Annotated in this window: 20 protein-coding genes and 2 pseudogenes; 16 read left to right on the top strand and 6 right to left on the bottom strand. The window is 46.2% G+C overall.

Annotated features, from left to right (window positions below; translation table 11 throughout):
* Positions 1-614: pseudogene (locus G519_RS42695) on the bottom strand (transposase); the annotation flags it as partial.
* 455 nt (positions 615-1,069) lie between these two features.
* On the opposite strand from G519_RS42695, the gene lgt reads away from it, so the two are divergent.
* Positions 1,070-1,873 (top strand): prolipoprotein diacylglyceryl transferase, encoded by an 804-nt coding sequence (lgt, locus tag G519_RS0111250; RefSeq protein ID WP_029194764.1) that lies wholly within the window; start codon positions 1,070-1,072, stop codon positions 1,871-1,873.
* Between the two features lie 47 nt (positions 1,874-1,920).
* On the opposite strand, the gene G519_RS0111245 is transcribed toward lgt, so the two are convergent.
* Positions 1,921-2,154, bottom strand: coding sequence for a YidH family protein (locus G519_RS0111245; RefSeq protein ID WP_029194763.1), 234 nt, complete (start codon positions 2,152-2,154; stop codon positions 1,921-1,923).
* A gap of 633 nt (positions 2,155-2,787) precedes the next feature.
* Here G519_RS0111245 and G519_RS0111230 point away from each other — a divergent pair.
* From G519_RS0111230 to G519_RS42685, 7 genes and pseudogenes are all read left to right on the top strand, one after another.
* A pseudogene (locus G519_RS0111230) lies at positions 2,788-2,993 on the top strand (response regulator); the annotation flags it as partial.
* A gap of 126 nt (positions 2,994-3,119) precedes the next feature.
* Entirely contained in the window at positions 3,120-3,662 is a 543-nt protein-coding gene (locus tag G519_RS0111225) for a histidine kinase dimerization/phospho-acceptor domain-containing protein (RefSeq protein ID WP_244280091.1), read from the top strand.
* 453 nt (positions 3,663-4,115) lie between these two features.
* Complete coding sequence (locus G519_RS42690) at positions 4,116-4,832, top strand: hypothetical protein (protein ID WP_208860887.1); 717 nt, start codon at positions 4,116-4,118, stop codon at positions 4,830-4,832.
* Entirely contained in the window at positions 4,832-5,527 is a 696-nt protein-coding gene (locus G519_RS0111215; RefSeq protein WP_036632666.1) for an ABC transporter ATP-binding protein, read from the top strand. Before G519_RS42690 ends, G519_RS0111215 begins: the two co-directional genes overlap by 1 nt.
* On the top strand, positions 5,490-6,194 hold the full coding sequence (locus G519_RS0111210) for an ABC transporter ATP-binding protein (RefSeq protein WP_051253330.1): 705 nt from the start codon (positions 5,490-5,492) through the stop codon (positions 6,192-6,194). Before G519_RS0111215 ends, G519_RS0111210 begins: the two co-directional genes overlap by 38 nt.
* Positions 6,194-8,854, top strand: coding sequence for an ABC transporter permease (locus tag G519_RS0111205; protein ID WP_029194758.1), 2,661 nt, complete (start codon positions 6,194-6,196; stop codon positions 8,852-8,854). Before G519_RS0111210 ends, G519_RS0111205 begins: the two co-directional genes overlap by 1 nt.
* A gap of 219 nt (positions 8,855-9,073) precedes the next feature.
* Positions 9,074-10,264, top strand: coding sequence for a phosphodiester glycosidase family protein (locus G519_RS42685; RefSeq protein WP_064743428.1), 1,191 nt, complete (start codon positions 9,074-9,076; stop codon positions 10,262-10,264).
* A gap of 594 nt (positions 10,265-10,858) precedes the next feature.
* Here G519_RS42685 and G519_RS48890 read toward each other — a convergent pair.
* Positions 10,859-11,035 carry a hypothetical protein gene (locus G519_RS48890; RefSeq protein WP_244280090.1) on the bottom strand — a complete coding sequence of 59 codons (177 nt, stop codon included), beginning with the start codon at positions 11,033-11,035 and terminating at the stop codon, positions 10,859-10,861.
* Between the two features lie 330 nt (positions 11,036-11,365).
* Positions 11,366-12,256 carry a polysaccharide deacetylase family protein gene (locus G519_RS42675; RefSeq protein ID WP_051253329.1) on the bottom strand — a complete coding sequence of 297 codons (891 nt, stop codon included), beginning with the start codon at positions 12,254-12,256 and terminating at the stop codon, positions 11,366-11,368.
* A 473-nt stretch (positions 12,257-12,729) separates the two neighbouring features.
* Here G519_RS42675 and G519_RS42670 point away from each other — a divergent pair, with 473 nt between their 5' ends.
* Entirely contained in the window at positions 12,730-15,483 is a 2,754-nt protein-coding gene (locus tag G519_RS42670) for a transglycosylase domain-containing protein (protein ID WP_051253328.1), read from the top strand.
* Between the two features lie 146 nt (positions 15,484-15,629).
* Here G519_RS42670 and G519_RS42665 read toward each other — a convergent pair whose 3' ends face one another.
* Positions 15,630-16,118: a hypothetical protein gene (locus G519_RS42665; RefSeq protein WP_051253327.1), complete on the bottom strand. Its 489-nt coding sequence runs from the start codon at positions 16,116-16,118 to the stop codon at positions 15,630-15,632.
* Complete coding sequence (locus G519_RS51605; protein WP_051253326.1) at positions 16,097-16,477, bottom strand: hypothetical protein; 381 nt, start codon at positions 16,475-16,477, stop codon at positions 16,097-16,099. Before G519_RS51605 ends, G519_RS42665 begins: the two co-directional genes overlap by 22 nt.
* Before the next feature lie 359 nt (positions 16,478-16,836).
* Between G519_RS51605 and G519_RS0111170 the strand changes: the two genes are divergently transcribed.
* The 7 genes from G519_RS0111170 (at position 16,837) to G519_RS0111140 (ending at position 25,520) form a co-directional block, all read left to right on the top strand.
* Positions 16,837-18,906 carry a bifunctional rhamnulose-1-phosphate aldolase/short-chain dehydrogenase gene (locus tag G519_RS0111170; protein WP_029194756.1) on the top strand — a complete coding sequence of 690 codons (2,070 nt, stop codon included), beginning with the start codon at positions 16,837-16,839 and terminating at the stop codon, positions 18,904-18,906.
* Positions 18,907-18,933: 27 nt separating this feature from the next.
* Positions 18,934-20,154 carry an L-rhamnose isomerase gene (gene rhaI / locus G519_RS0111165; protein ID WP_029194755.1) on the top strand — a complete coding sequence of 407 codons (1,221 nt, stop codon included), beginning with the start codon at positions 18,934-18,936 and terminating at the stop codon, positions 20,152-20,154.
* Entirely contained in the window at positions 20,151-21,650 is a 1,500-nt protein-coding gene (gene rhaB, locus G519_RS0111160; protein ID WP_036632664.1) for a rhamnulokinase, read from the top strand. The genes rhaI and rhaB overlap by 4 nt, the downstream gene beginning before the upstream one ends.
* A 9-nt stretch (positions 21,651-21,659) precedes the next feature.
* On the top strand, positions 21,660-22,427 hold the full coding sequence (locus G519_RS0111155) for a DeoR/GlpR family DNA-binding transcription regulator (RefSeq protein WP_029194753.1): 768 nt from the start codon (positions 21,660-21,662) through the stop codon (positions 22,425-22,427).
* Between the two features lie 109 nt (positions 22,428-22,536).
* Positions 22,537-23,280 (top strand): (Fe-S)-binding protein, encoded by a 744-nt coding sequence (locus tag G519_RS0111150; RefSeq protein WP_029194752.1) that lies wholly within the window; start codon positions 22,537-22,539, stop codon positions 23,278-23,280.
* Entirely contained in the window at positions 23,267-24,784 is a 1,518-nt protein-coding gene (locus G519_RS0111145; RefSeq protein ID WP_029194751.1) for a LutB/LldF family L-lactate oxidation iron-sulfur protein, read from the top strand. The genes G519_RS0111150 and G519_RS0111145 overlap by 14 nt, the downstream gene beginning before the upstream one ends.
* Positions 24,777-25,520: a LutC/YkgG family protein gene (locus tag G519_RS0111140; RefSeq protein ID WP_029194750.1), complete on the top strand. Its 744-nt coding sequence runs from the start codon at positions 24,777-24,779 to the stop codon at positions 25,518-25,520. The genes G519_RS0111145 and G519_RS0111140 overlap by 8 nt, the downstream gene beginning before the upstream one ends.
* Positions 25,521-26,210: the final 690 nt, after the last annotated feature.

Below are 26,210 nucleotides of genomic sequence, written 5' to 3'. Positions count from 1 at the left end.
TGCTTGCTGTTTGCAGCAGTAAGCATGTACAGGTGGTATCCGTTATAGTATTTTTCTCGTGAACTATCCCAACCGGAGTTGCAGTCTGGCTGAGAGTACTCACGAGGATGGTTGCATTTCGCAAGGCCTTGGGCATGACAATCACAGGTTGGTTTGCTGCGGGACCAAGAGGCGGTCTCTACCGGAGTACCGTCACCCGCTACGTCCATAGCGTTGGGGTCTCCCAGCAGACCATATGCTGCCGACACGGCAAGAAACTGGGATTGAAAAAATTCAAATAACCGATCCATAGGCTGAGTCTTGGAGGAGTGGTTATATTTCAAAATTCGCTCTACGAGACGCTGTACTTTGCCAGGTGATGTGGTAGGAGCCTTCTCTCCTTTCTTCCCTTTCTTGGGTTTGCGCTTACGGGGTCTGACCCTCGGTGAGAGGTGCTTGCTGTCAGCGGCCCAGAATCGGGAAAGGAAGTCGTAAAAGGTGCCGACACCGGGAAAGTCTCCAGGCTCGAAGCCGCTAAGAATGGCGTAGAGAGGGTACCTGTACAACTCGTTGACCCACTCTGTGATGCCAATTTCGGGTCTGGTTAAAAGAAAAAGTAAATAAGAGCGAAGCATAGAAGTCGGGTCACGTGGTTGCGGTCCTCTTGCGCTGAACGTATCCGCTAGAAGCGTCGTGGTAGCAGAAAGATCAGTGATGAGACACTTGAAGATGAGAGGCCAGTCGGCCTGGCCAAAGGCGGAGCATAGTATTTGTTTAAGGCGCTTAAGACAAAGAGGCGGTAGGCATCATGTGAAACGAAAACAGGCTTCATGAAAACACCCCATAACCTGGTAGTAAAGGGTTTTAGATCCCTTTCTCGCTTAATTATTGAGGCGTTTTCTAAAAGTCATGTATTTTCACGGGTTTAGCGTACAAATTTGAGGAATTATGATTTCCAGTTCAAAGGTGTGCAAAAATAAAAAATCCCACCATTTGGTGGGAGGAAAGCGCACAGGGCAGTGCTCATAAAGCCTTGTGCAGCAAGCCTCCGCGAATGCCGAGAGGCTATAATAATAATGGGAGGTAAGAGATGCTTCAGTTCTTAGGTCATATAGGTTCATATCCAATTCGGTCTTACAGTTTACTTTTTATGTTAGCTTTTGGTCTAGGTGTTGGCGTAACGATTACATTAGCAAAATTACAAAAGAAAAACGAATTGGCGGAACACTTTTTAAATATGGTAGTTCCAATGTTCCTTTGTGCAATTTTGGGTTCCCGGTTCTGGCAAGTATTCTTTTTTGATTGGCCATACTACTCAACGCATCCTGAGGAGATCATTGCAATCTGGCACGGTGGTCTTTCCATTCAGGGGGGGATTGTAGGTGCGTTATTATACGGAGTATGGTATGTAAAGATGAACAAGTTATCCTTCTGGGAATTGGCCGATTTATGTGCACCTGGTCTGATTCTAGGGCAGAGTATTGGTCGTGATGCAAATTTAATGAATGGAGACGCCTTTGGAGATCCAACTGGAGGGAATTGGGGGATTTTATTTCCAGAGGGCACAAACGCCCGTTCCACTTTCGGGGATAAGCCTTTATATCCAGCTGAGGTTTGGGAAGGGCAAATGGATGTCATTATTTTTGCTATCGTTATGATTCTTTTGCCGCGGAATTTAAAAAGAGGATATCTTTTTTTGATTACCAATACTTTATATAATATCGGGCGTTTTCTTTTGGAAATGCTGAGAGGGGATTCGCCTAGATTTTTGTTTGGCTGGACGGCTGCGCAATGGACATCAATCAGTGTTATTACAATTTGTGCCATTACGGCAATTATTATCCACTTTAAAGATAAGATTAAGCCCCCATTAGCAGACGCAGTCCCATCATGAAAACATTAAGATGACAATCATTGTAATAAGAAGAAGACCGATAATGCTTAGGGATAAAAAAGTAAAAAAGACAGTCCTTTTTGGCTTTTTGGATGGGGGAATTTTTCGTTATTAATTCCTTTGTATTTTCTATAGTAATCCTTTGTTGCTAATATCATGATGACTGTGCCAAGAACAACAGCGCCAATCCCCGTAATTGCTGAAACGATTTGTAGATAATTTGAATATGCGGAAGAACGAAATACGATTCCTGAAGCTAAAAAACCTAACCCTCCAAGCAAGGTATGTACGCTCATTAGCTAAGTGTTGTTGGATGTATCTCGTGTCATTAATTCTTTCTTTTTCCATAAGAACCTCCTTAGAAAGTGTAGGATTGTTTAAAATTTCTATTCTTTTTAGTTTTTCTTTTTGCTTGTTATGATCTTTTGTAATAATGACCAATCCTATGTACTTGTAAACAACGATAGAGTTATATTGATCTGGCTCATACAATTACGGAATGAAACTTTATATCAAAATACATCTGAAACGTGCACTTGAACATCAGGAGGGAACAGTTGAAAATGTCCGCATGGAAGATGAGGACGGTAATGCGGTTTACAACGTACAAATTCGGGACTCGAACGGACAAGTTTAGGAAGTAAAGTTCGATGGCAAAACCGGGGCGTTTACCAAGAGCGAAAAAAGTGATATCGATTCCGGAGATAACTCAGATCAAGAAACGAATGATGATGTTAATAACTAATTGATTGAGAGAGCCTCCTCGGTGTAACGTACACAGGGAGGTTCTCTCATTGAAATCTCATTCGCTTCGTCTATAGTGGAAGTACAAAGCAATGAAACGAGGGCGAATCTAATTGAAAGGGCACATTCTGATTATTGAGGACGAGGATAAAATTGCAAGGCTTTTAGAGATGGAGCTAAGCTATGAAAGGTACACCGTCGAGTACGCTTTAACGGGAAGGGACGGATTAGATAAGGCTCTTTCTGGCCGGTGGGATGTGATTCTTCTCGACATTATGCTGCCGGGACTAAGCGGCCTTGAGGTGCTCAGAAGGCTGCGGCAAACGGATGAAGCTCTACTCCGGATATAGTCAGCGGTTTAGATCTGGGGGCTGACTCGTAGGGGATACGAATGTTGTCGACGTCTATATTCGGTACGTCCGAAAAAAAGTTGATTATCCGTTCAAAAAATAACTTATACAAACTTATCGGGTGTCGGATATTGCATCATGGAGAGCGGAAAATGAAAATTAAGCATAAGATTGCTTTGCTCGCAACTTTATGGCTTGTAGGTATCTTGCTTGCTGTTAATGTTACGGTGTATATCGCTTTCCTTAACCGGATGATGGATCGGATTCAAGAAAGCTTTATACGGCAGAAACAATTTGTATCCGATGCTTCCGATGAATTGAAAACACCTCTTACCATAATCGAAGGATATGCACGGATGCTTCTGAGGTGGGGGCTACATGATGGATCAAAGGGACGGGAAGCAGTTGAGAGCATTTATACGGAAGCAATTAGGATGAAGGAGTTGACCCAGCAGTTAGTGGATTGCTGGATAATGCGCTTAAATACAGCACGGAACCGATTCAAATCACACTGTCTGAAAAAGAACCTTTCGAAGGCAAACTCAGGGGGATCGAAATCAGGTCGAAAAACTGGGGGGACGGGCCTCGGGTTGTCCATTGCAAGTGATATTGTCAAACTTCATGGCGGTACGATTAATATTCAAAGTGATGCTAGTTCAGGTACAAACGTTATCGCGTTCCTTCCCTCTCGTTAAAGAGAGGTTTTTTCTAGTTTTTTCTATAATCATCATTTTATCATTCTTATTTTGTCGTCAGGAAGGGAAGCTATGCTAGATAAAAGGGCTAAACAGATAGTGAAGTATGCAAGCTGGTGGTGTCAGCCTTAAAGAACAAATACCGTAGTGTGAGAAAATATAATATCGCTATAAGGATATTTTTCTTTCACTTACGAACTAAGGGGGAGCGTTCCAAACTGTTCGAGTCGGCAAACCTGCTTAATGATTTGCGATTTTCGCACTAAAGAGAATAATGAGAAGCTTGGCTTCATGCGGCGGTTTCTTTTTCATACACGGAAAGTGAGAAAAGGATGAGAGGATTTCTCATCCAATTATCATTCCGAATTAAGCTTCGTTTCATGTAAGGCTTATAGAATAAAAGTGAAGCGTACAAGCACGCTATCCGGAATGGAAAAATGGAGGAGTAGTCGTATGGTAGTAAAGAAATGGAGTATGCTGGTTGCAGTAACGCTTTTCATCCTTTCAGGATGTGGAACGGCAAAGTCAGTTTCTACAGCAGCGTCTAATGCATCCACGGGAACACCCCCCTCTTCTCAGATCCCGTTAGCAGGTCAAAAACAAGACACTACTAAGCAGGTTGCCTCATCCTCAGGCTCTAGTACTGCACCATCTAATTCTGCAACGGGCACGACACAGGAGAAGCCGCTTGCTCCTGAGAAAAATCCTGTGGGAGACATTCCCGATTCGCAGGCATTCGTCAAGTATCACTCCAAGGCAGGAGGATACTCGCTCGAGGTGCCGGAAGGATGGGCACGAACCGAACAAGGTTTGAATGTATCATTTGTCGATAAACTCGGCGGTGTGAAGGTCGACGTGACACAAGCATCCGCAGCCCCGACTGCAGATAGTGTGCGAAAGGAACAAGGGGCCGTTCTGGAAAAGAGCGGGCACGCGGTGAAGATTGACAGCGTCAAAGAGGTTAAGCTTCCGAGTGGGAATGCAATTATGCTTACATACAGCTCGAACTCAGAGCCAGATTCCGTAACAGGAAAACAGGTACGGCAAGAAAATCAAAGCTATATCTACTATAGCGGTGGGAAATTGGCAACTTTGACGGTCTGGGCGCCCCTAGGTGCAGATAATGCAGATCAATGGAACAAGATGTCGCAGAGTTTTGGGTGGAACTAATGAAGAGAGTTCTGGAAGCTTGCCAGTTGTATCGGTTTTATCACGCCGGCGATGAAGAAACGTTGGCGCTTCGCGGAGTGAGCCTGTATGTCGATGTCGGCGAAATCGTTGCTGTGATGGGGCCTTCCGGCAGTGGTAAATCCACTCTTCTATCCTGTCTGGTCGGTTTGGATGAACCTGACGGAGGTTATGTCCAAGTCTGCGGCAATAGATTGACGAGGCGTACGGAAGAAGAGCGTGCTGTAATTCGCGGAATGCATATCGGCATACTGCTGCAGTCGAGGAACTTGTTCTCTCATTTGACTGTAGCTGATAATATTCGATTAAAGCTGCGGCAGCTTCGCTCTAAGGATGAATCGAAGATTCGTTCTTTGCTTAGTTGGGTTCATATGGAAGAGCGGATCGATGCGTACCCCTCCCAATTATCGGGAGGGGAAGCGGCAAGAGCAGGACTCGCTTTGGCGCTTTGCGCCGATCCGAAGCTGCTTGTTGCGGACGAGCCGACCGGGGAAGTGGACTTGGACACCGAGACCAGCATTTTACGCTTGCTGGATGAGCGCCGTTCTTCCGGTGGAGCGACTCTGATCGCCACCCATAGCGATCGGGTAGCCGCACTCGCAGATCGGGTTATTACGATTCACGACGGGAGGATCGCAAATGAGTTTGATCAACCTGAAATCCGCTCCATTACATGAACCGGTCCGCGACCTGGTGCTAGTAGAAGCCGATCATGTAGGCTGTACATATAGTAACGGGGCTGCTCTAACTGTTGCTTTGCAATCGGCTACCTGCCGGGTTCTCGTTAATGATCGGATCGCGCTGGTCGGTCCGTCCGGGAGTGGCAAATCCACACTTCTGCAGCTGTTAGGAGGCTTTGAGCCACCGACCTCCGGCTGCATCGCATGGCCTTTGTTGGGGGCCCGGGAACAGCTTCGGCCTCGGCATATCGGGTTTATTTTTCAAATGCCGAGTCTTCTTCCGCCCTTATCAGTTATCGAGAATGTCGAACTGCCGCTGTTGCTGCTGGGTGAGTCCACAGACCTCGCGCGGCAATCTGCGAAGATCGAGTTGGAGCGCATCGGAATTTCGCATTTAGCGGATAAGCTGCCGGAGGAGTTGTCCGGAGGTCAGGCGCAGCGTGCAGCGGTAGCGCGGTCTATGGTGGGAAAACCACGTCTAATCCTGGCAGATGAGCCGACTGGGCAACTCGACCATCGAACGGCCCGGGATATGCTCGATGCCATGTTTGCTGCCCTGCATGGAACAGGAACCGCATTAGTTATAGCTACGCACGATCCGGCTGTTGTTGAGAGATTAGAGCAGGAATGGACTATCCGTAATGGATATTTGGAGGTGCTCTAGTGACATTCACACTTGTATGGGTGAAAGGATTAATTCGTAAAAGGTGGGGCCGTCTGCTTGGTGTTGCAGCAGGAGTAGCTATGACGGTAGCGATGCTTGCCGCTCTAGGGGCTTTCATATCTTCAGCGGAATGGACGATGACCGGACGTGCGGCAGCCGACGTGCCTGCGGACTGGCAAATCAAGCTGACGTCTGGCACCGATGTGAAAGCTGCAACTGAAACCGTGCAGCATACGACTGACTACAAGGCGCTGTCTGCAGTAGGTTATGCGGATACCGCAGGCTTTGCGGCTCATGCCGGGGGCACGGTACAAACAACGGGGCCTGGAAAGGCGATTGGACTTGAGGAATCTTACCGTTCGAAGTTTCCCGCGGAAATCCGCCAACTGGTCGGAAAGGAACAGGGGGTGTTGATTGCCCAGCAAACGTCTACCAATCTGCATGCTGGTGTCGGTGATAACGTGACCATACAGCGGATTGGGCTTCCACCGGTTGAGGTAACGGTGGAAGGCATTATTGATTTGCCTAATGCGGATTCCTTCTTCCAAGCCATTGGCGTTCCGGCAACTGGAATGCCCCAAACCCCTCCGGATAATGTCATGATTTTTCCGGAATCACTTTGGCATACGCTCTTCGACGGGCAGACCGCCGTTCATCCGGATACTATACAAACCGAACTTCACGTTCGCCTATCGCAGCAGCTTCCGAACAATCCGGCAGACGCCTTTCTTTATGCCAAGCAGCTAGGTAAGCATGTGGAGGCGGTGCTGGCCGGTGCTGGAACAGTAGGAAATAATCTGGCCGCCCGACTAGACGGCGCACGCTCCGATGCACTCTATGCGCGTGTATTGTTCTTGTTCCTTGGTTTGCCTGGAGCCTTGTTAGCGGCGTTTCTCACCTTTGCGGTTGCGGCCTCGGGCTCTCAGGGGAGAAAGCAAGAGCATGCGCTGCTCCGCACCAGAGGCGCATCATGGAAACACATCATGCAGTTGACAATAGCGGAAGCGTTCCTGACGGGTGGGGCAGGCATTCTGATGGGGGGGATCACCGTTATGGGGATGGGTGTCATCGCTCCGTCCTTTCAGATCCATTGGAATGTTACATCGGCGGTATGGTTCTGTGCTGCAGCCTTAACGGGGCTTATGTTAGCTCTTTTGTCGGCACTGCTTCCGGCGTGGTACTCCTCACGAAACGCTACGGTAGCTGCTGCAAAAGCGGCAGTGGGACGGCAGCGAGAGCCGTGGTGGCAAGCGGTTTACTTGGATATGGTGCTTTTAGGGGGGGCTGCTGTCAGTTTCTTGCGCTCGTCGAGCAGTGGGTATCAGTTGATTTTAGCTCCGGAGGGTGTTGCCAAAACATCGGTAAACTATGAAGCTTTTATCGCACCTCTATTTATGTGGCTTGGTGGAGCGCTGCTGTTTATTCGGGTATGGCGCTTTGTACTGATCAAAGGTCGGCCCGGATTTACCCGACTCTTTCGTCCATTGGCTGGGCCGCTCTCTCACGTGGTATCCCTATCTTTGAGTCGTCAGAGGGAAATCGTGACAAGAGGAATTCTGTTCGTGGCCCTTTCATTCTCGTTTGCTGTATCCACGGGGATATTTAACGCTACATATAATGCTCAGTCCCTGATAGATGCCCAATTAACTAATGGCTCAGACGTTACGGTGCAGGGCAGCACCGCGCAGCCAGCAAGCGACTATGCAGCAACTCTGCAAAATATTCCGGGTGCATCTGCAGTTCAAGCGATGCAGCACCGTTTCGCATACGTCGGAAACGACCTTCAAGATATATACGGCATCGATCCGATGCAAATCGAGAACGCGACATCGCTTTCTGACTCTTATTTTGAAGGCGGCTCAGCGAAAGCCATGATGACAGGGCTGTCCGGGCATGAAGACGGCGTTTTGGTATCCGCGGAAACGGCGAAAGATTATCAATTGCAGCCAGGGGATGCAATTCACCTTCGTCTGCTTTCGGCAGCGGATCACCAGTATCATAGCGTGCCATTTCGCTTTATCGGCATTGTGCGCAAGTTTCCCACTGCGCCAACGGATTCGTTCCTAGTAGCAAATGCTGATTATATTACTAAGCAAACAGGGATGCAAGGACGAGAAATTGTACTGGTCAAGGCGCAAGGGAAAGCTTCGGAGATGGCTGCGACAGTGAAAAACGCGCTTGCGCAAACGCCGGCTTTGAAAGTAACTGACATCACTCAGGCCCAGAAAACGATAAGCTCGAGTTTAACTTCGGTTAGCTTGAATGGACTAACAACTTTGGAGCTTAGCTTTGCACTGCTGCTATGCGCAGGCTCCACGGGACTGATTCTCGCACTAGGGTTGGCGGAACGCAGACGTACGATGGCTATCTTATCTGCGCTTGGCGCGAAGCAAATGCAAATCGGCGCATTTTTATGGAGCGAAGGACTTCTTATGCTCATAGGCGGGGGAGCAGTCGGTATCGGTATGGGTTTTGGCGTAGCTCAACTATTGGTTCAGGTACTAAAAGGCGTCTTCGATCCACCGCCGCAATGGCTGTTCATCCCATGGAGCTACATGCTGATGCTGGTTGGTGCAGCGACCGTCTCCATGCTAGCGGCGGTCTTATCCGCAAGAGCTTTAGCTCGCAAGCAGGTTATTGGGATGCTGAGGCAGTTATAACAAAATCAGAGCGTAGGTACTTATACAAACAGACCAAAGCTCCTTGAAAGAGGAGCTTTGGTTTTAGATTTATTATAAAGAAGCTGACAAAGTGTGGCTGACTTATGACCTGAATGCCATTGAATTGCTGTCCCGTCGGAATAACCTTCATTTTCTTTTAATCTTGGTAGGGTATGCTTCCATGACATAAATAAGTATTGTAGAGGTAGGGATACAAGAATGAGTTCCAGCACGGAAATTATTAAGAAGACTTCGCACAAACCGAAGATTATGAATCAAAAAAAGCGTTTACTCCGCCGACGTATTACTATCTGTTTCCTATTGTTCATCTTGTTAACTAGTTCCGGATCAGCCGCTTGGCTTTACTTAACCCCCTCAGGTTCCAACTGGCGATATATGTTGGCGGATACACTTATAACTACCCAGCATCGATATTTGGCGAAGTATTTAATCGGTCAAGACGAGTTAAACCGCAGGGTTGATGATTATTTTAATCGATTTGACGCGATGGCGGATGTGAAAGACAACCACAATGTGCAATTACCAAAGAAAATCGACGCGAAAGTAGAAGTCGAAGCGATACAAGGGAAAAATTATATTGGGCATATCCTGTATGTACATGATCCCAAAATGATTCGGGTTGTAACCACGAGCATTAAAGGCCAAGGTGAGCAAATTCTTAACATGATGAAGCGAACTGGAGCGATAGCGGGTGTCAATGGCGGAGCTTTCGACGATCCAAACTGGGATGGAAATGGATTTAAGCCTGGGGGCATCGTCATGTCCGGCGGCAAGCTGTTGTATTCCGATGTTGGCATGAATACGCTGGTGAATGTTGTGGGTATCGATAAAAATGGTCTTATGGTGGCTGGGCGGTTCAAACCTTCCGATTTACAAAAAATGGGTGTTTCGGATGCTGTTAGTTTTCAACCGAAATTTATTGTCAATGGAAAAGGATTAATTAAAAATGAAGCCGAGGGTTGGGGGATTGCTCCACGTACTTGTATGGCTCAGAAGAAAGACGGTACAATTATGTTCCTTGTCATAGATGGGCGTCAGCCAGGGTATTCCATTGGTGCTACACTTTACGATGCTCAGCACATCTTATTGGAAAAAGGAGCAGTTACAGCCGCTAACCTTGATGGAGGTTCTTCTTCTGTCCTGGTAAAGGATGACAGGGTTGTGAACAAGCCCTCCAGTTCCTATGGTATGCGTTATTTGCCCACAGCATTCCTAGTATTTAATCATCCGAATCAAGTAGCAGTGACCAATATATGGGATGGTGTTGATATGAACCGCTTTGATTCTACTTATAAACCGTTTGCGCTAAATGGGAGCGGTGTGACTGCTCATGAAGCAAGCAGAAGGACGGAGACCGTGGCGAAGCATACCTACAATCATTCAAAGTAAAGGGTGGGGGCATGCACGCAAGAGTTTGAGTGATTAAGGCCCCCCTTGTAGGAGAACGAATCAAGGGCTGCCTTTCTTCACTCATGTAAGCAACCAAGCTCTGGAATTCTGCAATTAGAATTTGTGTGGAAAAGGGAACCTGAAATATTCATAGCCCGAAACTAAAGATTCTGTAAGTCCAGTAGCAACAAGGAATTGCAGCATTTCTACGTTTCACTTGAAAAGTGAAACGTCAAAATGGAAAAAGAGCCCTTACTTTGGTAGTGTTGATGGTGACGAAACGCATCACACGCTCTACGGCTGTCCGTTTTTTGTACAATTCCTTATAGCTCTGACTTCCTCTTGCAGGGACGGTATACTTGCGAATGTCGGTTTCTACTTTGATCTTAAATACTTTCTGGCAACCTCTTCCTTAAAAGGGCGCGATTCACATTCCTTGGGACGTGTGTATTTTAGCGTTTCGTATTTCTCATCGAAGCTGTCATAGCTGTAGGAATGTCCCGCTTTGCATACGGGACGAAAGTGTTCATCTTTACCCTCAATCGGTTTTTCGTTCCGCTTATTGTAGTCGATCAGCGGTTTCGCTCCTATGGCTCACACTAGTTTATAGACGGCTTCGAAATCGTATCCCGAATCGAGTAACACATGCTCAATATTCAGATACGGATGCCGCGCTGCCAGTGCTTTCAAGAGTGGGATCGACATTTTGCCGTCATTGACATGGGCAGAGGAAAACAAGGCTGTCAATATATACGGGTTCTTGCAATCCACGGCAAAGTGCCCTTTATAGCCAAAGCAGAAGATTTTTTTGTTGTCCGGTTCAGCAGGAGGTACCTCTTCTTTGACCTCAGCGGGTATAAGTCCAGTGTTTCAAAGATCCAAGCGTATTTCTCACCTGGAGACATTTCTAATAGTTGCTCCAAGGAAAACAAGCTTTCTTGTCGAATCGTATACATCGGGAGTTCTTCCTTTCGTCTCGGTGTTTTGTGCGGTAACTCAACATTTCGAGATTTGGGGAGGTACTCCTTTTTTTGTATGTGAAAAACTCAGTCAGAGCAAAGCTTTGGAATTATGAAACTGACTCTAAATTATAAAATATACTTATTTACCGTTACGAATGATCGGCTGTGAATATTTCAGGGGGAACATTGTAGGTATCTTTAGTTTTTGTATAAGTACTTTAGCTGTAATGCTGGGGGAACCCGCGTTTATCCGCTTTATTTCTTTGGCTTTCATGGAGTTAAACCCTTCTTTTCCTGTGAAGAAATACTGAATCCCTGTTTGTTTGGCTAATTGGATCACGGTGCTATTATAGACTCCATGTGGAAAACAGAGAATCGATAAACGGTTTCCTAATTTATCTTGAAGAATGGTATTAGCCTTGGTTAAATCTTCTAATATTCTTTGCTTGTATTCGTTCTCATTCTCAAAACGATGCTCATTTTGTTTAAAGAGATAACTAGTCAAAGGAAATGCTTCGTTGCCATTTTGATCGACAATCGAGGTATGGGAGTTGAAAGTATGGGAATAAAAGCTGAATCCGTCTTTTTTCATCTTGCTGACTTCATCCCAATTTAACATGGAAGGTTTCAGATAAGTTCGACCAACAAAGTTCACAATAAGAAAATTAGTTGCTGTCATGTTTCGTTTCATTAGCTCAGGGTAAGCATATTGATAAAAAGACTTGTATCCATCATCAAATGTTATAACTACTGCGTTGGGAGGAACTTTATTCTTGCCTTGTAGAAAAGAAATAAATTCTTCAATTGGGATAACATGGTAATGATTATCGATCAAAGCTTGCAGATGCTCGGCAAAACGTTGCGGGGATATGGTAAAGGAAGATTCTTGAGGATCTATGTGATGGTAAGTCAATACGGCTACATAATCAGTAAAATAAATAGATTGCTTTGACCGTGACTCGGATATCATGATAATCATAAACGACACAATGACAAGTAAACAAAGTGAAATTACAAGTGGTTTCTTCATGGCAGGTTCCTTTTTACCTTATTATTTATAACTTTTTTCTCGTTAAAACCTTAGATTCGATCCGTTCAGGCAATCTATGAAGTCGACGGGACAAGAATTTATGGTATTAATTACTGTACAATACGAATATGAAAAGAGGATGAGAAATAGATGATATTTTCGATCGTCGTTCCTCTCATTCACTTCTCACTTTAATCGTCTATACTCTGATCATAATGGAGGGATGCTAATGTCTAGGAATTATATAATCTTATATGTCGTTTTGATGCTTCTAGGTTTAGGCCTATACTATATCCTTATAGTCGGAAATGAAAGTATATTAACTAAAATCATATTGCTGGAGTTAGCCTCTACGGTCATGCTCTGCGGAAGTATAGCTCTACTTAGCTCTATGAAAGAATGAATGTGAGGACAATGTAAAGGTTTGGAGGCTGTAGTAGTGAAAATATTCAAAAAAAGTAGGGGCCTTGATAATGAAATACGCATTTATATTTCTGAAATACGCCAAATGGTTATTTGTTTTGGGAGTAATACTCGGTATTTTGACCCTTGGATGCGCAGTAGGTTACGGAACAGCGTTGGTCAAAGATGAACCTATTCGAACTAGAACCGACATTATGAGTAAAATCAAGGAAAATATAAGTACAGGTTTTGTTTATTTCCGCGACCAATCTCTGGTAGGGCAGCTTCTTAGCGGGGAGGATAGCAGACCGATCCCATTAAGTGAAATTCCATCCGATGTAAAGAATGCGACGATTGCCGTTGAAGACGCTGGATTTTATTCGAACTTCGGGATTGATATAAATGGGTTCTTACGCGCCGCTACAGAGAAATTGCTGCATGAGCCTGTCCAAACCGGAGGAAGTACGATTACCCAACAGTTGGCGAGACGCGTTTTTTTAAATTTGGATAGAACGTACAGTAGAAAAGGTAAAGAAATCTTACTTGCACTGCGAATGCAACGAATGATGTCAAAGGACGAAATTCTTGAAGCATACTTAAATAAAATCCCATACGGTATTGGCTCAGCAGGGTACTATCTGTATGGAATTGAAGCGGCTAGTAAAGGGATTTTCAACATTAGTGATTTGTCGAAACTGAATATTGCTCAGGCAGCTTATTTGGCTGGAATCCCCCAACAGCCGAATGTATATTCAGCATTTGCAGGCGATGGCAAGTTTGATCCTCAAGGATTTCATGCAGCTTTGGGCAGGCAAAGACTCGTTCTACGTCGAATGCTTGAAACAAAGGTAATAACTCAACAGCAATATCAAGAAGCACTATCATTTGATCTGCCGAGCAGCCTAGCGGCAACAAAGCCAAAGGCAAACGATACGTATCCTTACCTCATGATGGAAGTTGAAAAAAGAGCATCGAATATTCTTCTTCAATTGCAAAACCCGCAGTCCTCGCCAGAGGAACTAAAGAAAAACGTTGATGGATTGAAGGGAGAGCAGGAACTGCTGCTTCACAACGGCTATAAGATATACACAACAGTTGATAAAACAATTTACGATGCCATGCATGAAATCGCCGAAAATCCGAAAAACTTCACTCCCGATATCAAAGGGAAAGGGGGCGAACAAATAGGCGGAGTTATGCAGGATAGCAAAACAGGGGCTATACTAGGCATGATTGAAGGCAGGGGCTATTCGATCAGCAAATATAACCATGCCACGCAAATGCTTAGACAGCCTGGTTCGACAATGAAGCCGATAGCGGCATATTTGCCAGCCATTGAAAAAGGTCTCATTCAACCTGCCAGCATCATAGACGACGAGCCCATTATTTTAAAAGACGGCCAAAAAGGTTTTCATATTCCGCTAAACTGGGATGATAAGTTCCATGGTCTTATCACAGCCCGAACAGCGTTGAATAAATCGTATAATATTCCGGCTATTGATATCTTTTTGAATAAAGTCGGAATAGAAACCGCTTGGGGTTATGCGAAGAAAATGGGCATCACTTCGTTGACGAAATCGGACAACTATGCCCAGACAGGGGTAATAGGAGGCTTGGAATATGGGGTTTCTGTGGAAGAGATGACCAATGCATACCAAACTATGGCCAACAAGGGTGTCTTTAATGATGCCTATCTTATCGATAAAATTGAGGACGGTAATGGAAGTGTGATCTATCAGCACCAAAGCAGACCAGTTCCCGTTGTAACGGAGCAATCTGCATACTTAATGACAGATATGCTGCGTACTGTCATATCGGATCCCGGGGGAACAGCTGCCGACTTGCAGAATAAATTCAAACATTACGGCAAAATTTCCATCGTCGGGAAAACAGGATCCACACAAAATGATAATGATGCCTGGTTTGAAGGCTATACGCCAGATATTACATTCGGTGTTTGGGCGGGCTACGATCAACCCTCACCATTAACAAAGGGGAAAGGGACCTTAAGAGCCAAACAAATATGGGCCTCTGTCATGGATAACGTAATCGAAAAAAAACCGGAACTTTTTCCAACAAAAGAGTTTACTCGCCCGGATGATATTGTTAAGATGACAGTTTCCGATGTTTCCGGTTTGCTGCCAAGTGCCTTAAACATTCAAACTCAGCATACTGTAACGGATCTTTTTAATAAAAAGTATATCCCAACAAAAGAAGATGATGTCTTGCAACAAATGAACGTCATTGATTACCAAGGGGCGATTTATCTTCCGAACCCCCATACTCCAATGGACATGATGGAGGAAAAACAAGTGGTTAGACGACAAAAGCCCGTATCTGTGATCTTACAGGAACTTCAAACTGCGATGCAGAAGTTACCTGCTGCAAATGGTCGTTCCATTAGCGACTATAAACCGACGGATGGGTTGACAGATGTACCGACCGAAGTGGATCCTCGTATTGATGATGGCATGAATCCGTCTCCACCCAGCGGACTCGTTCTGCAACGAAAAGACAATAGCGTTGATTTGATATTTCAATCCATTCCGAATCCTAATGTTGTGGGCTATCGAGTGTATCGTTCCGTGAATCACGGCAAGTTTGAAATGCTGAGGGGTAAAGTTGTATTGAATGGTCAAGAAAATAAGCTGGATGATCAAATCCCAATTACAGATGTCTTCGGGTACTATTTAACTGCAGTTGACGTTGTCGGGAAGGAATCACAGCCAAGTAACATCGTTTTTACGGATAGATCTCCGTCTGATTCTCCACCTGCAGGGGTGGGAGCATCAAATTCCGATAAAACAACAAACATAGGCCAATAATGCTTTACTCAATAGCCTCTGGGCATTGAGAGGGGGGAAACGGGAAAAACGGAGAAATGGGGTCAAAACGGAGCTGGTAAAAATAGAAAATGAAAGCCATTTTCAAAAATAGGCAGACGGAACCAATATTCAGCTTCTCCATTTTTTTAAGCGGCGATGAATGCGTCCATCTCTAACCTTACACGCCCCAGTTCTTGCTCTTGGTGGACATACCAGGCGTCCATGTGCTGGCAAATCATCGTCGCATAGATGCGGATGTACCACATCAAAGTAGAGCGATGCCGACCAGATTCTAGTTTGTAATCCACCTTCTCACGTTTGTTTGAGCGTTCTATGGAAGTACGCCGTTTGTAAACGAGATTCCGTCTTTCGGAGCCACGAGAAGTTTTGGGAAACAGACGCGGATCATCCTTGGTTTTGGTGTCAAACGTTCGGCCATATTTGGCGGTGGAGCAACCGCATGCAGGTGTGGATCTCCACTTTCGACGGTGTAGCTTTTTATCAAAACCGTTGGGTTTCATTTTGCTCCCATTTGGGCAAATCGGAATGCCTGTTGGCGAAATTTCAATGTCGCCTCCGCTTTTGCTAGGCAGGTTTTTCTTGGAACGAACGTTTAAGTCAATGAAGGGTTCCATGCCTTGATGCTCCAAAAGCAAGTAAATGGCTCCGCGTCATGTGCGGCATCTAGGATCATTTTGTCGGTCGTGCCCAAACGGGCATAAACGCTCGCGATGTTGTCTTGGATGAAATGAAATAATCTGTCGGCGGGTAGATCTGTTTTCTTAGCAGCATGCCGCATCATCCAACGGACCAGACATGCGTCGAGCTTAAAGATGACCTCGACGTGCTCGTCGTAGATGATGACCTTTTCGATGTAATTGGCGATTAATTTCTTGATCTTGGGAACGTTCCGTGAGGTGACGAACCCTTTGAACTCAGCGAACAGTTGGCGAAGCACTCGGTGATTACGGTTCTCGATTCGTCCTGTCTCCATTCGGCGATTCTTACTTCCAACTCCGGTATTCAATAAATCTAACAGGCTGCCATGGCAGCCTGTTTTTGCGTGCGTATGGCGGATGAACCAATAAATATACCTTAGCGTACCTTTTCCGCGTTTTGTTGGCGGGCCCCCTTATTTTAATTTAAGTTTCGAAGTCCGTTATGCTTTGTTTTGTTTCTAAAACAAAAATAAAAATAAGTATTCAAAAATAAACAAAGATGTGTTACGATGAACCCATCAAGAACAAACACATACTCATGGGATTTATGCGGAGACTTTGAGCAAAGCTCAAAGATCCCAAAGCGGAGAGACTTTGAGCTACGCTCAAAGATCCCTATATTAGGAGGATACGTATGGTTGCGAATTTGTGGGAAGCGGAAAAAGCGAAGGCAGTATCGAAAGGCGTAGAGGAATTGGTGTACCGTTCCAATTTATTGGGGACAGATCGTGCAGTTGCCAACTGGGGCGGCGGTAACACATCGTACAAAACAATCGAGAAGGATTTCCGCGGTCGTGATGTAGAAGTGATGTGGGTAAAGGGCAGCGGTTCGGACCTTGCTACCATGAAAGCAAAGAATTTCACAGGTCTTCGCATGGAAGACATTCGTCCGTTGTTCGAGCGAGATGAAATGTCCGATGAAGAAATGGTTGCTTACCTTGTGAATTGTATGATAGACAGCAAACATCCGCGTGCTTCCATTGAGACGCTTTTACATGCATTTTTGCCTTTCAAAAACGTGGACCACACGCATCCCGATGCGATTATCGGTCTCTGCTGCGCACACAACGGGCGTGAGCTTGCGAAAGAAATTTACGGCGACCGTTTCGTATGGGTACCTTATGTACGTCCTGGTTTTACACTTTCCAAAATGATCGCGGAAGGCGTTCGAAATAATCCAAAGGCTGAGCTTGTACTGATGGAGAAGCATGGTCTGGTTACTTGGGGCGAAACGTCTGAAGAGAGCTACCTCAAAACGTTGGCAATCATTCAAGAAGCAGAAAGCTTCATTGAAGCTCGTGTGAACGAGAGCAACCTTTATGGCGGAGCGAAGTATGAGTCCCTTTCTGAATCTGAGCAAAAAGATATTTTGGCACAAGTCCTGCCAATCGTTCGCGGAGCAGTGAGCAATGAGAAGAAAATGATCCTGACCACTGACAGTGCGGATGATGTTCTGAAGTTCATTAACAGTAGAGATGCTGCTGTGCTATCCCAAGTCGGAGCGGCTTGCCCGGATCACTTGGTTCATACGAAAATGAAGCCTCTTTACATCGATTGGAATCCCAACTCCCGTGATGTGGTTTCCTTAATTGAAGCTTTAAACGCTGGAATCGCGGCTTACAAAGAAGAGTACAAGGCTTATTTTGACCGCAACAAAAATGAAGGCGACGTCATGAACGAAGCAGCACCTCGCGTGATCCTGATCCCAGGTATCGGGATGATCAACACAGGCAAAAGCTGGTCCAATGCACAAGTAAGCGGAGCTCTCTATCACCGTGCGATTGCCGTAATGAGAGGCGCAACAGCTCTCGGTACGTTCGTTTCTTTAAGCGAAAATGAATCCTTCAATGTCGAGTACTGGCCTCTTGAACTTTATAAATTAACTTTGGCTCCGGCTGAAGCAGAGTTTTCCCGTAAAATTGCTTTCATTACAGGCGGCGCAGGTGGTATCGGAAGCGTAACGGCTCGTCAATTTTTAAAAGAAGGCGCGCACGTCGTTCTAGCTGACCTGAATCTTGAAGGCGCACAAAAATTAGCTGCCGAACTGAACGAGCAGTATGGCGAAAACAGAGCCATTGCCGTTAAAATGGATGTAACGAAAGAAGAGGAAGTGGAAGCTGCTTACCGCGACTCGATTCTCAGCTATGGCGGTATCGATATCATCGTGAATAACGCAGGTCTTGCGACTTCTAGTCCGTTCGACGAAACATCGCTCAAAGAATGGAACCTCAACATGAACGTGCTCAGCACGGGTTACTTCCTCGTAGCTAGAGAAGCTTTTAAAATTATGAAAAAACAAAGCATCGGCGGCAGCATGGTTTTCGTCGGCTCCAAAAACTCGGTATTCGCAGGCAAAAATGCCTCCGCCTACTCGACGGCCAAAGCGGCTGAAATTCACTTGGCACGCTGTATCGCCGCTGAAGGCGGGGAATTCGGCATTCGCGTGAACTCGGTATTGCCAGATGCGATTCTTCAAGGCTCCGCGATTTGGAATTCCGGCTGGCGCAATGAACGGGCTGCGGCTTATGGTATTGAACCGGATCAATTAGAAGAGCACTACCGCAAAAGAACGACGCTGCTCGTCAACATTTTCCCGAAAGACGTTGCGGAAGCCATCGTATACTTCGCTTCTTCTAAAGCAGACAAAACGACAGGTTGTATGATCACAGTTGACGGCGGCGTTCCGGCTGCCTTCACTCGTTAATTCACCTAATAGGAGGATACAAATCCGATGAGCGATAAAGCATATGTATGGTTTGAAGAGCAGCAAGCAAATAGAGGTATTGATTTGGCTGCCGTTAAAGCTAAGATCAAAGCAATGAAAGTCGAAACCCCTTCATGGGGTTACGGCGATTCAGGTACCCGTTTCAAGGTGTATAAGCAAAATGGTGTGCCGCGCAATCCTTTCGAGAAATTCGAGGATGCTGCGCAAGTTCACAAATTGACGGGGGCTTGCCCGTCCGTTGCGATCCACATCCCTTGGGACAAGGTGGATGACTATGCGAAGCTCAAGCAGCACGCGTCTGATCTAGGCGTATCCATCGGTGCTGTGAACCCGAACCTGTTCCAAGAAGATGACTATATCTTCGGCAGCGTAACGAACTCCAACGCAGCGATTCGGCGTAAAGCAACGGATCATTTGCTGGAATGTGTAGACATCGCGAAGACCGTTGGCTCTGATGTATTCAGCCTCTGGTTCGCGGATGGCTCGAACTATCCGGGTCAAGTGGACATTCGTGCTCGCAAAACTTGGATGTACGAAGCACTTAAGGAAATGTACGAGGCAATGACGCCAAGCATGCGTATGCTGATTGAATATAAGTTCTATGAGCCTGCATTCTATCACACGGATTTAGCGGATTGGGGAATGGCATTCAATTTGGCGAACAAATTAGGGCCGCAAGCCGAAGTGCTGGTCGACACAGGGCATCACCCACAAGGAACGAACATTGAGCATATTGTGACTTACTTATTGGATGAAAATAAACTGGGCGGCTTCCACTTCAACTCCCGCAAATATGGTGATGATGATCTGATCGTTGGTTCGGTCAATCCGTATGAATTGTTCCTGATTTTCTACCAAATTATTGATGCAGCGAACGATAAAAATCCACAAATCCGTCAGGCATCTGACAATATTGCCTACATGATCGACCAAAGCCACAACATCGAGCGTAAAATTCCAGCGATGCTGCGTTCCGTGCTTAACGTTCAAACACAGTATGCGAAAGCTCTGCTGATTAACCTCGATGAAGTTAGAGACGCTCAAGAGCGCCAAGACGTTTTAGGCGCAGAAGACGCTGTGCGTAAGGCATTCGAGTTCGACGTTACTCCGCTTCTGCAAGCTGTGCGGGAAGAGATTGGTGTACCTGTAGATCCGATGAAAGCCTACCTGGAAAGCGGCTACGACGAAAGCATTAATGCTCGTGGCAAGGGCGGTGCCAGCTGGTGAGTAAGCCCTCCTGCGTACTGGCCTTTGATTTGGGAGCAAGCAGCGGCAGAGCGATCGTCGGACGACTTGACTCCGAAGCGGGCATCGTTACGATCGAGGAAATTCACCGCTTCTCGAATGATCCGGTGAAGGTGGGTAACCACCTTCATTGGGACATTTTGAGATTGTTTCATGAATTGAAACAAGGCATTTTACAGATGAAACATCTGGGTTATACGGATATCGAGAGCCTAGCCATCGATTCTTGGGCGGTAGATTTCGGGCTGCTTGCCGCAAATGGTGAGCTTCTAGGTAATCCTTATCACTATCGGGACCATCAAACGGACCATGTCATGGATAAGGTCTTTGATCTTGTTGGTCGTGAAGAACTTTATGCCAAAACAGGTCTTCAGTTCCTTCAATTCAATTCGATTTTTCAACTATATGCGTTAAAACAAAGAAATCCAGAGCTTCTGCAGCGCGCAGATACGTTCTTGATGATTCCTGACTTGCTCCGTTACTTCTTAACGGGAGAAAAACATAGTGAGTACACCAATTCCACAACGACGCAGCTTTTGAATGCGACAACGAAGACATGGGATACAGAGCTCTTAGAGCAGCTTGGTCTTCCTGGTGAGCTATTACTGAAACCGGTTTCGTCAGGGAGTAGAGTTGGCATGTTAACCAAAGAGATTTGTGATGAGCTTGATGTTCCTTCGATTCCTGTCATTGCCGTGGGCGAGCATGATACAGCATCTGCTGTTGTCGCGGTTCCCGCTTTAGAAGAAGATTTTGCTTTCTTAAGCTGCGGTACTTGGTCACTGCTCGGAACGGAGACGTTAGCGCCGGTTCTAAGTGAACAGGCATTAGCTTGGAATTTCACCAATGAAGGCGGCGTTTATGGGACGAACCGATTGCTTAAGAACATTATGGGCTTATGGTTAGTTCAGGAATGCAAGCGAACATGGGACAAAGAAGGCAAGAACATCAGCTTTGCTGAGTTAGTCAAGCTTGCCGAGCAGGTGAAGCCTTTCCAATGCTTCATCGATCCGGATGATGACATGTTCTTGAATCCTGAGCATATGCCAAAGCAAATTCAGCAATACTGCCGGGAAACGGAGCAGGTTGTACCGCTAACGGAAGGTGAAATTGTTCGTTGTATGTTGGAAAGCCTGGCTTTGAAGTATCGGTTTATTTTAGAAAGAACGGAACAGCTATCGGGGAAGAAATATCCAGGACTTCACATCGTTGGCGGCGGCATCCAGAACGAGCTGCTTTGTCAATTCACGTCAAATGCTACTCAGCGCGAAGTTTGGGCTGGTCCTGTTGAGGGTAGTGCCTTAGGTAACCTTGTAGTACAATGGATATCATTAGGGTATATCGCCAATTTGCGCGAAGCCAGAAAGCTGATTCGGAATTCGTTCCCGGTCAAAACGTACTTCCCTGAGGATGGAGCGGGGTGGCAGGAAGCGTATGCAACATTTAGTCAGGTGGCATCCCGATTGACGGTGAAATGAGGGAATACGATGCTGGTAGCGGAAAGATGGCAGAGAATCGTTCAGTTGGTGAATGAAAGAGGAAGTATTCGTGTAACCGAGCTCAGCGAGCTGTGTCAAGTAACGGAAGAAACGATACGACGTGATTTGGACCGGTTAGAAAGCGAAGGCAAGCTGATGCGCAGCCATGGCGGCGCTGTCAGCGTGAAGGAAGCGCAGTCGGAAGTCCCTTTCATGGAAAGGGAAACGGCGCAGTCTGATTTCAAGAACAGCATCGCGAAGGAAGCGGTATCACATATCCGGGAGCATGATCGGATCATTCTAGATGCAAGTACAACGGCTTGGTATATGGCCAAAATTATTCCCGATATGCCGCTGACGATCATCACGAACTCGATGAAGGTTGCGCTTGAGGTGAGCGGTAAGGAGAAAATTCAGGTCATTTCCACAGGTGGACTCCTTTCGCCAAAATCGTTGTCCTATGTAGGACCACTCGCGGAAAGATCCTTGGACATGTATCACGTTCATAAGCTGTTTTTGTCATGCAAAGGGGTTCACATCCAGCGTGGAATTAGTGAATCTAACGAGCTGCAAGCGCTCATTAAACGTAAAATGATCAGTATCGCTGATGAAACTTACCTGCTTGCTGACCATAGTAAATTCGGCATGCAATCTTTGACGCAAGTAGCCGGCTGGCCTGAGATCAAGCATTTGATTACAGACGGGCAAGCCAACAAGGAGGATGTGGAGCAGATTCGCGAAAAGGGTGTGCACGTCCTCCAATTAGATAAAGGTTAAAAAAGATTTCCTCCCATCACCAGTATGTTCTCTCGTACTGAGGATGGTTTTTTGTATAACCAATTGCCTCTGCGGAGGGAACGATTAGGGAAGGGAGTTAGCTGCAATCATGAAAGTATCCTTATTCATTACGTGCTTGAGCGACCTTGTTTATCCCAAGGTTGGTGAGTCTATGGTTCATCTACTTGCAAAATATGGCGTCAAGCTAGACTTCCCTGCGACTCAGACATGCTGCGGTCAACCTGCCTTTAATAGTGGGTATTGGGATGAGGCGCGAGGTTCTGCATTGACACTGCTTCAAGCGTTTGAAGACAGTGATTTTGTGATATCACCTTCGGGTTCATGCACAAGTATGATTCATCATTATTATCCGAAGCTTTTTGAAAATGACCCTATCAATCTAGCGAGAGCTAACCGATTAGTAGAAAAAACATATGAATTCACACAGTTCCTCGTGCAAGTATTAGGTGTGACTGATTTGGGGGCCGTGTTCCCGCACAAAGTGACCTATCATCCTTCCTGCCACGGCAGTCGATTGTTAGGTGTCAAAGAGGAACCGATGCAGCTGATGCAAAATATCCGTGATTTGGAGTTAGTTCCCCTTCCACATGCAGAAGACTGTTGTGGGTTTGGCGGTACTTTTGCAGTGAAAATGTGCGATATATCTGGAGCCATGGTATCTGAGAAGTCGGATCACGTGCTGGAAACGGAAGCAGAAGTGCTTGTTGGACTAGATATGGGATGTTTAATGAATATTGCAGGCAATTTATCCTACCGTGGAAAACCCGTGAAGGTCATGCATCTAGCGGAATTACTGGCCGAGGGAGTGAAGCTGGCGCATGAGCGATCATAAACCTAGTGGGACCGTCAAGGAAAGATCCAAAGTCGCGCTGAACAATGACTTTCTTCGCAATGCGGTGAAGTTCACGACCGAACGGCTGAAGAACGGGAAGCTGGCAGCGACTGAAGAGCATGGGAACTGGGAAGAGTGGCGGGAGCGAGGCCGGCAAATTAGGCTGCATACGATTGCGCATTTGGACTACTATCTTGGCAAATTCGTTGAAAATGCGAGAGCGCAGGGTGTGCATGTTCACTTCGCAGCTGATGCAGCTGACGCTGTTCGATTGACGATGCAAATTGCCGAGCACAAGAAGGCTAGAAGTGTCGTTAAGTCCAAATCGATGGTTTCCGAAGAATTGCATATCAACCATGCGCTGGAGCAAATCGGTGTCGAGGCGATTGAAACGGACCTTGGCGAATATATTATTCAGCTGGCCGGCGAGACGCCTTCGCATATTATTATTCCGGCGATTCACAAAAATCGCTACCAGATCGCCGATTTGCTTTCTGAGGATGCAGGCGAGAAGTTAGAGCCGGACACGGGGATATTAGCTGGCTATGTTAGAAGGAAGCTACGCGAGAAGTTCCTTGAAGCCGACATTGGGATGACGGGCTGCAATTTTGCTATTGCGGAGACGGGGTCTATCGTTCTTTTCGAAAATGAAGGCAATGCGCGTATGGTTAGTACCATCCCTAAGACACAGATCACATTCATGGGCATGGAGCGAATCATTCCAACGTTGGATGATCTTGAAGTGATGGCGACACTGCTGCCGCGCTCAGCTACAGGACAGAAGCTTACTGTGTATATGTCTGTGATTTCTGGTCCGCAGCGTGAGCAGGATGGCGATGGACCGGAAGAAATGCACGTCATTATTTTGGATAATGGACGTTCCTTGCAGCTCGGAGATCCGCAATTCCAGGAATTGCTGAATTGTATTCGCTGTGGGGCATGCCTGAACGCATGTCCGGTTTACCGTCACATCGGCGGCCACGCTTACGGCGGTGTATACAGTGGCCCTATTGGGGCTGTGCTTACGCCGGCACTGAACAAAAACGTCGACCAATGGGACGACATCGCGAGCGCTTCAAGCCTATGCGGTGCCTGTTATGAGGCATGCCCGGTGAAGATTCCCCTGCATGATATGCTTATTTATCTCCGTCAACGCAAAGTGGAACGAGGGTCGACGGATTTTGTTGAAAAGGTTGGCATGAAAGGCTTTAATTTCTTGATGTCGGACTCCAAGCGGGTTAAGGCGTTAATCAAACTCGGTCGCATTGGGCAGAAATTGTTAGTTCGCGATGGTCATATTAAAGCGAAGATAGGTCCGTTAAAAGGTTGGAATTCGTATCGCTATGCGCCAAGCATGGCGAAGAAGACATTCCGCGAGTCATGGAAGGACATCGAGCAGGGACTAGAAGGTACCTTCCCTGAACTTGATTCCGTGATGAAAGCCCGCATGGAGAAGCTTGTGGCAGATCGCAAAGACGGCGGAGGAGGACATCATCATGGCTAAATCAGATGCAGCATTTCTCCAGAAGCTTCGCCAAGAAGCCCTGAAGGATCAGGAGGCTTTCTTTGCTAATATTTCTAATCGACTAGGCAGAGCTAAGCCATTGCAAACAGCTCCTTCGCATAGCACGAAGGGGGCTCCAGAATTCTGGGAGCAGGTGGATCTCCCACTTGAACAGCGCATTCAGTTGTTCATGACGAACTGGCAGAAAGCCGGGGGTCATACGAAGCGTCTGGCGAGTATGGCTGAAGCAGAGGAATTCATTGCAAACTTCATCGCAGAAACACAGGCAAAGCACTTGATCCTTCAAGATCAACCTGAGCTTGAGACGCTGCGTATCGCTCTTGCTGAGACGGAAACTGAGATCACGGTGTGGAACGCAGAAGGTGGTGATCCTGCTGCCAAAGATGAGCTTGTTGCGAAAGCGGCTGGAGCGGACATCGGCATCGTGGCCGCCCAACACGCAGTTGCGTACACAGGTTCACTAGTCGTAACTTCAGATGCGACGAGAGGCAGAAGTGTCAGTTTGCTGCCAACCACGTTCATTGCCATTATCCCGGTGGATCGCATAAAAACAAAGCTAGGCGAAGTATTGCGCCCATTCGATGAACTTGCTGCCAATGATAGACCGGCAGGCATTCATTTCATCTCGGGTCCGAGCCGATCGGCCGATATCGAGAATGATTTGACCATTGGTGTCCATGGACCCGGCATCGTATATGCACTTATCATTGAGTAACCAAAGAGTTGTGAGAGAATGATTTCTCTTGCGGCTCTTTTTTTATTTATATAGTGTAGTATGTCCATGTTTTGCTTAGTTAGATGCGGATATTGCTGAATTGAGACTGTGGATACATCCACCATCACTTGGAAATTAATGGAGTTTTCGTGTTTCTCTGTTTGCTGGATTGTTGAGTGGGAGTGAGGAAGAAGTGGAGTTTTGGTAGTGGTGGAATAATCTGAAAAGTTCAAACTAGTGGGAATAGTGGAAATAGTGACATTGATTGAACTGATGGAAGTGAAGTGGAGGAAGTTGGAGAAGCAGAGAACAGTTGAAGTTGTACTTCGTACAACAATTTCCTTGATTTCTCTCTAGAAAGCTGAAGATGTTGTATGTTGCTCATTACCGATGCATCAAACCTCACATCAAATATTTACTTAATTTGTAATATAAAGTATTTATTAATCTAGACAAACAAAGAAAAAGCACCTATGTTTAGGGAATGACGCGCTATCCATCATTCTCCCAAACAAAGGAGCAAACCATGGATAACGATAAGGAATTTTTAGTAGTTTGTCAATGTCTCAAAGTGCTCAATGTCCTAGATTATCGGTCTATTTTTCAGGATCATCGGTCAAAGAAGCTGTTTGCGGGTTCAGCCATAGGGCTTCATGTCGTTGCTCAGCTGTTGCAACTGAAATCGTATTG

The sequence above is a fragment of the Paenibacillus alginolyticus DSM 5050 = NBRC 15375 genome (assembly GCF_000422905.1).
In the GTDB taxonomy this organism is placed as follows: Bacteria; Bacillota; Bacilli; order Paenibacillales; family NBRC-103111; genus Paenibacillus_E; species Paenibacillus_E alginolyticus.
This window is presented reverse-complemented; position numbering and strand designations above follow the sequence as displayed.

Excerpts from the sequence above, each read along its gene's own strand:
- lgt (WP_029194764.1), top strand. The coding sequence starts at position 1,070 with ATGCTTCAGTTCTTAGGTCATATAGGTTCATATCCAATTCGGTCTTAC.
- G519_RS0111225 (WP_244280091.1), top strand. The coding sequence starts at position 3,120 with ATGAAAATTAAGCATAAGATTGCTTTGCTCGCAACTTTATGGCTTGTA.
- G519_RS42690 (WP_208860887.1), top strand. The coding sequence starts at position 4,116 with ATGGTAGTAAAGAAATGGAGTATGCTGGTTGCAGTAACGCTTTTCATC.
- G519_RS0111215 (WP_036632666.1), top strand. The coding sequence starts at position 4,832 with ATGAAGAGAGTTCTGGAAGCTTGCCAGTTGTATCGGTTTTATCACGCC.
- G519_RS0111210 (WP_051253330.1), top strand. The coding sequence starts at position 5,490 with ATGAGTTTGATCAACCTGAAATCCGCTCCATTACATGAACCGGTCCGC.
- G519_RS42685 (WP_064743428.1), top strand. The coding sequence starts at position 9,074 with ATGAGTTCCAGCACGGAAATTATTAAGAAGACTTCGCACAAACCGAAG.
- G519_RS42675 (WP_051253329.1), bottom strand. The coding sequence starts at position 12,256 with ATGAAGAAACCACTTGTAATTTCACTTTGTTTACTTGTCATTGTGTCG.
- G519_RS42670 (WP_051253328.1), top strand. The coding sequence starts at position 12,730 with ATGAAATACGCATTTATATTTCTGAAATACGCCAAATGGTTATTTGTT.
- G519_RS42665 (WP_051253327.1), bottom strand. The coding sequence starts at position 16,118 with ATGGAACCCTTCATTGACTTAAACGTTCGTTCCAAGAAAAACCTGCCT.
- G519_RS51605 (WP_051253326.1), bottom strand. The coding sequence starts at position 16,477 with ATGGAGACAGGACGAATCGAGAACCGTAATCACCGAGTGCTTCGCCAA.
- G519_RS0111170 (WP_029194756.1), top strand. The coding sequence starts at position 16,837 with ATGGTTGCGAATTTGTGGGAAGCGGAAAAAGCGAAGGCAGTATCGAAA.
- rhaI (WP_029194755.1), top strand. The coding sequence starts at position 18,934 with ATGAGCGATAAAGCATATGTATGGTTTGAAGAGCAGCAAGCAAATAGA.
- G519_RS0111155 (WP_029194753.1), top strand. The coding sequence starts at position 21,660 with ATGCTGGTAGCGGAAAGATGGCAGAGAATCGTTCAGTTGGTGAATGAA.
- G519_RS0111150 (WP_029194752.1), top strand. The coding sequence starts at position 22,537 with ATGAAAGTATCCTTATTCATTACGTGCTTGAGCGACCTTGTTTATCCC.
- G519_RS0111145 (WP_029194751.1), top strand. The coding sequence starts at position 23,267 with ATGAGCGATCATAAACCTAGTGGGACCGTCAAGGAAAGATCCAAAGTC.
- G519_RS0111140 (WP_029194750.1), top strand. The coding sequence starts at position 24,777 with ATGGCTAAATCAGATGCAGCATTTCTCCAGAAGCTTCGCCAAGAAGCC.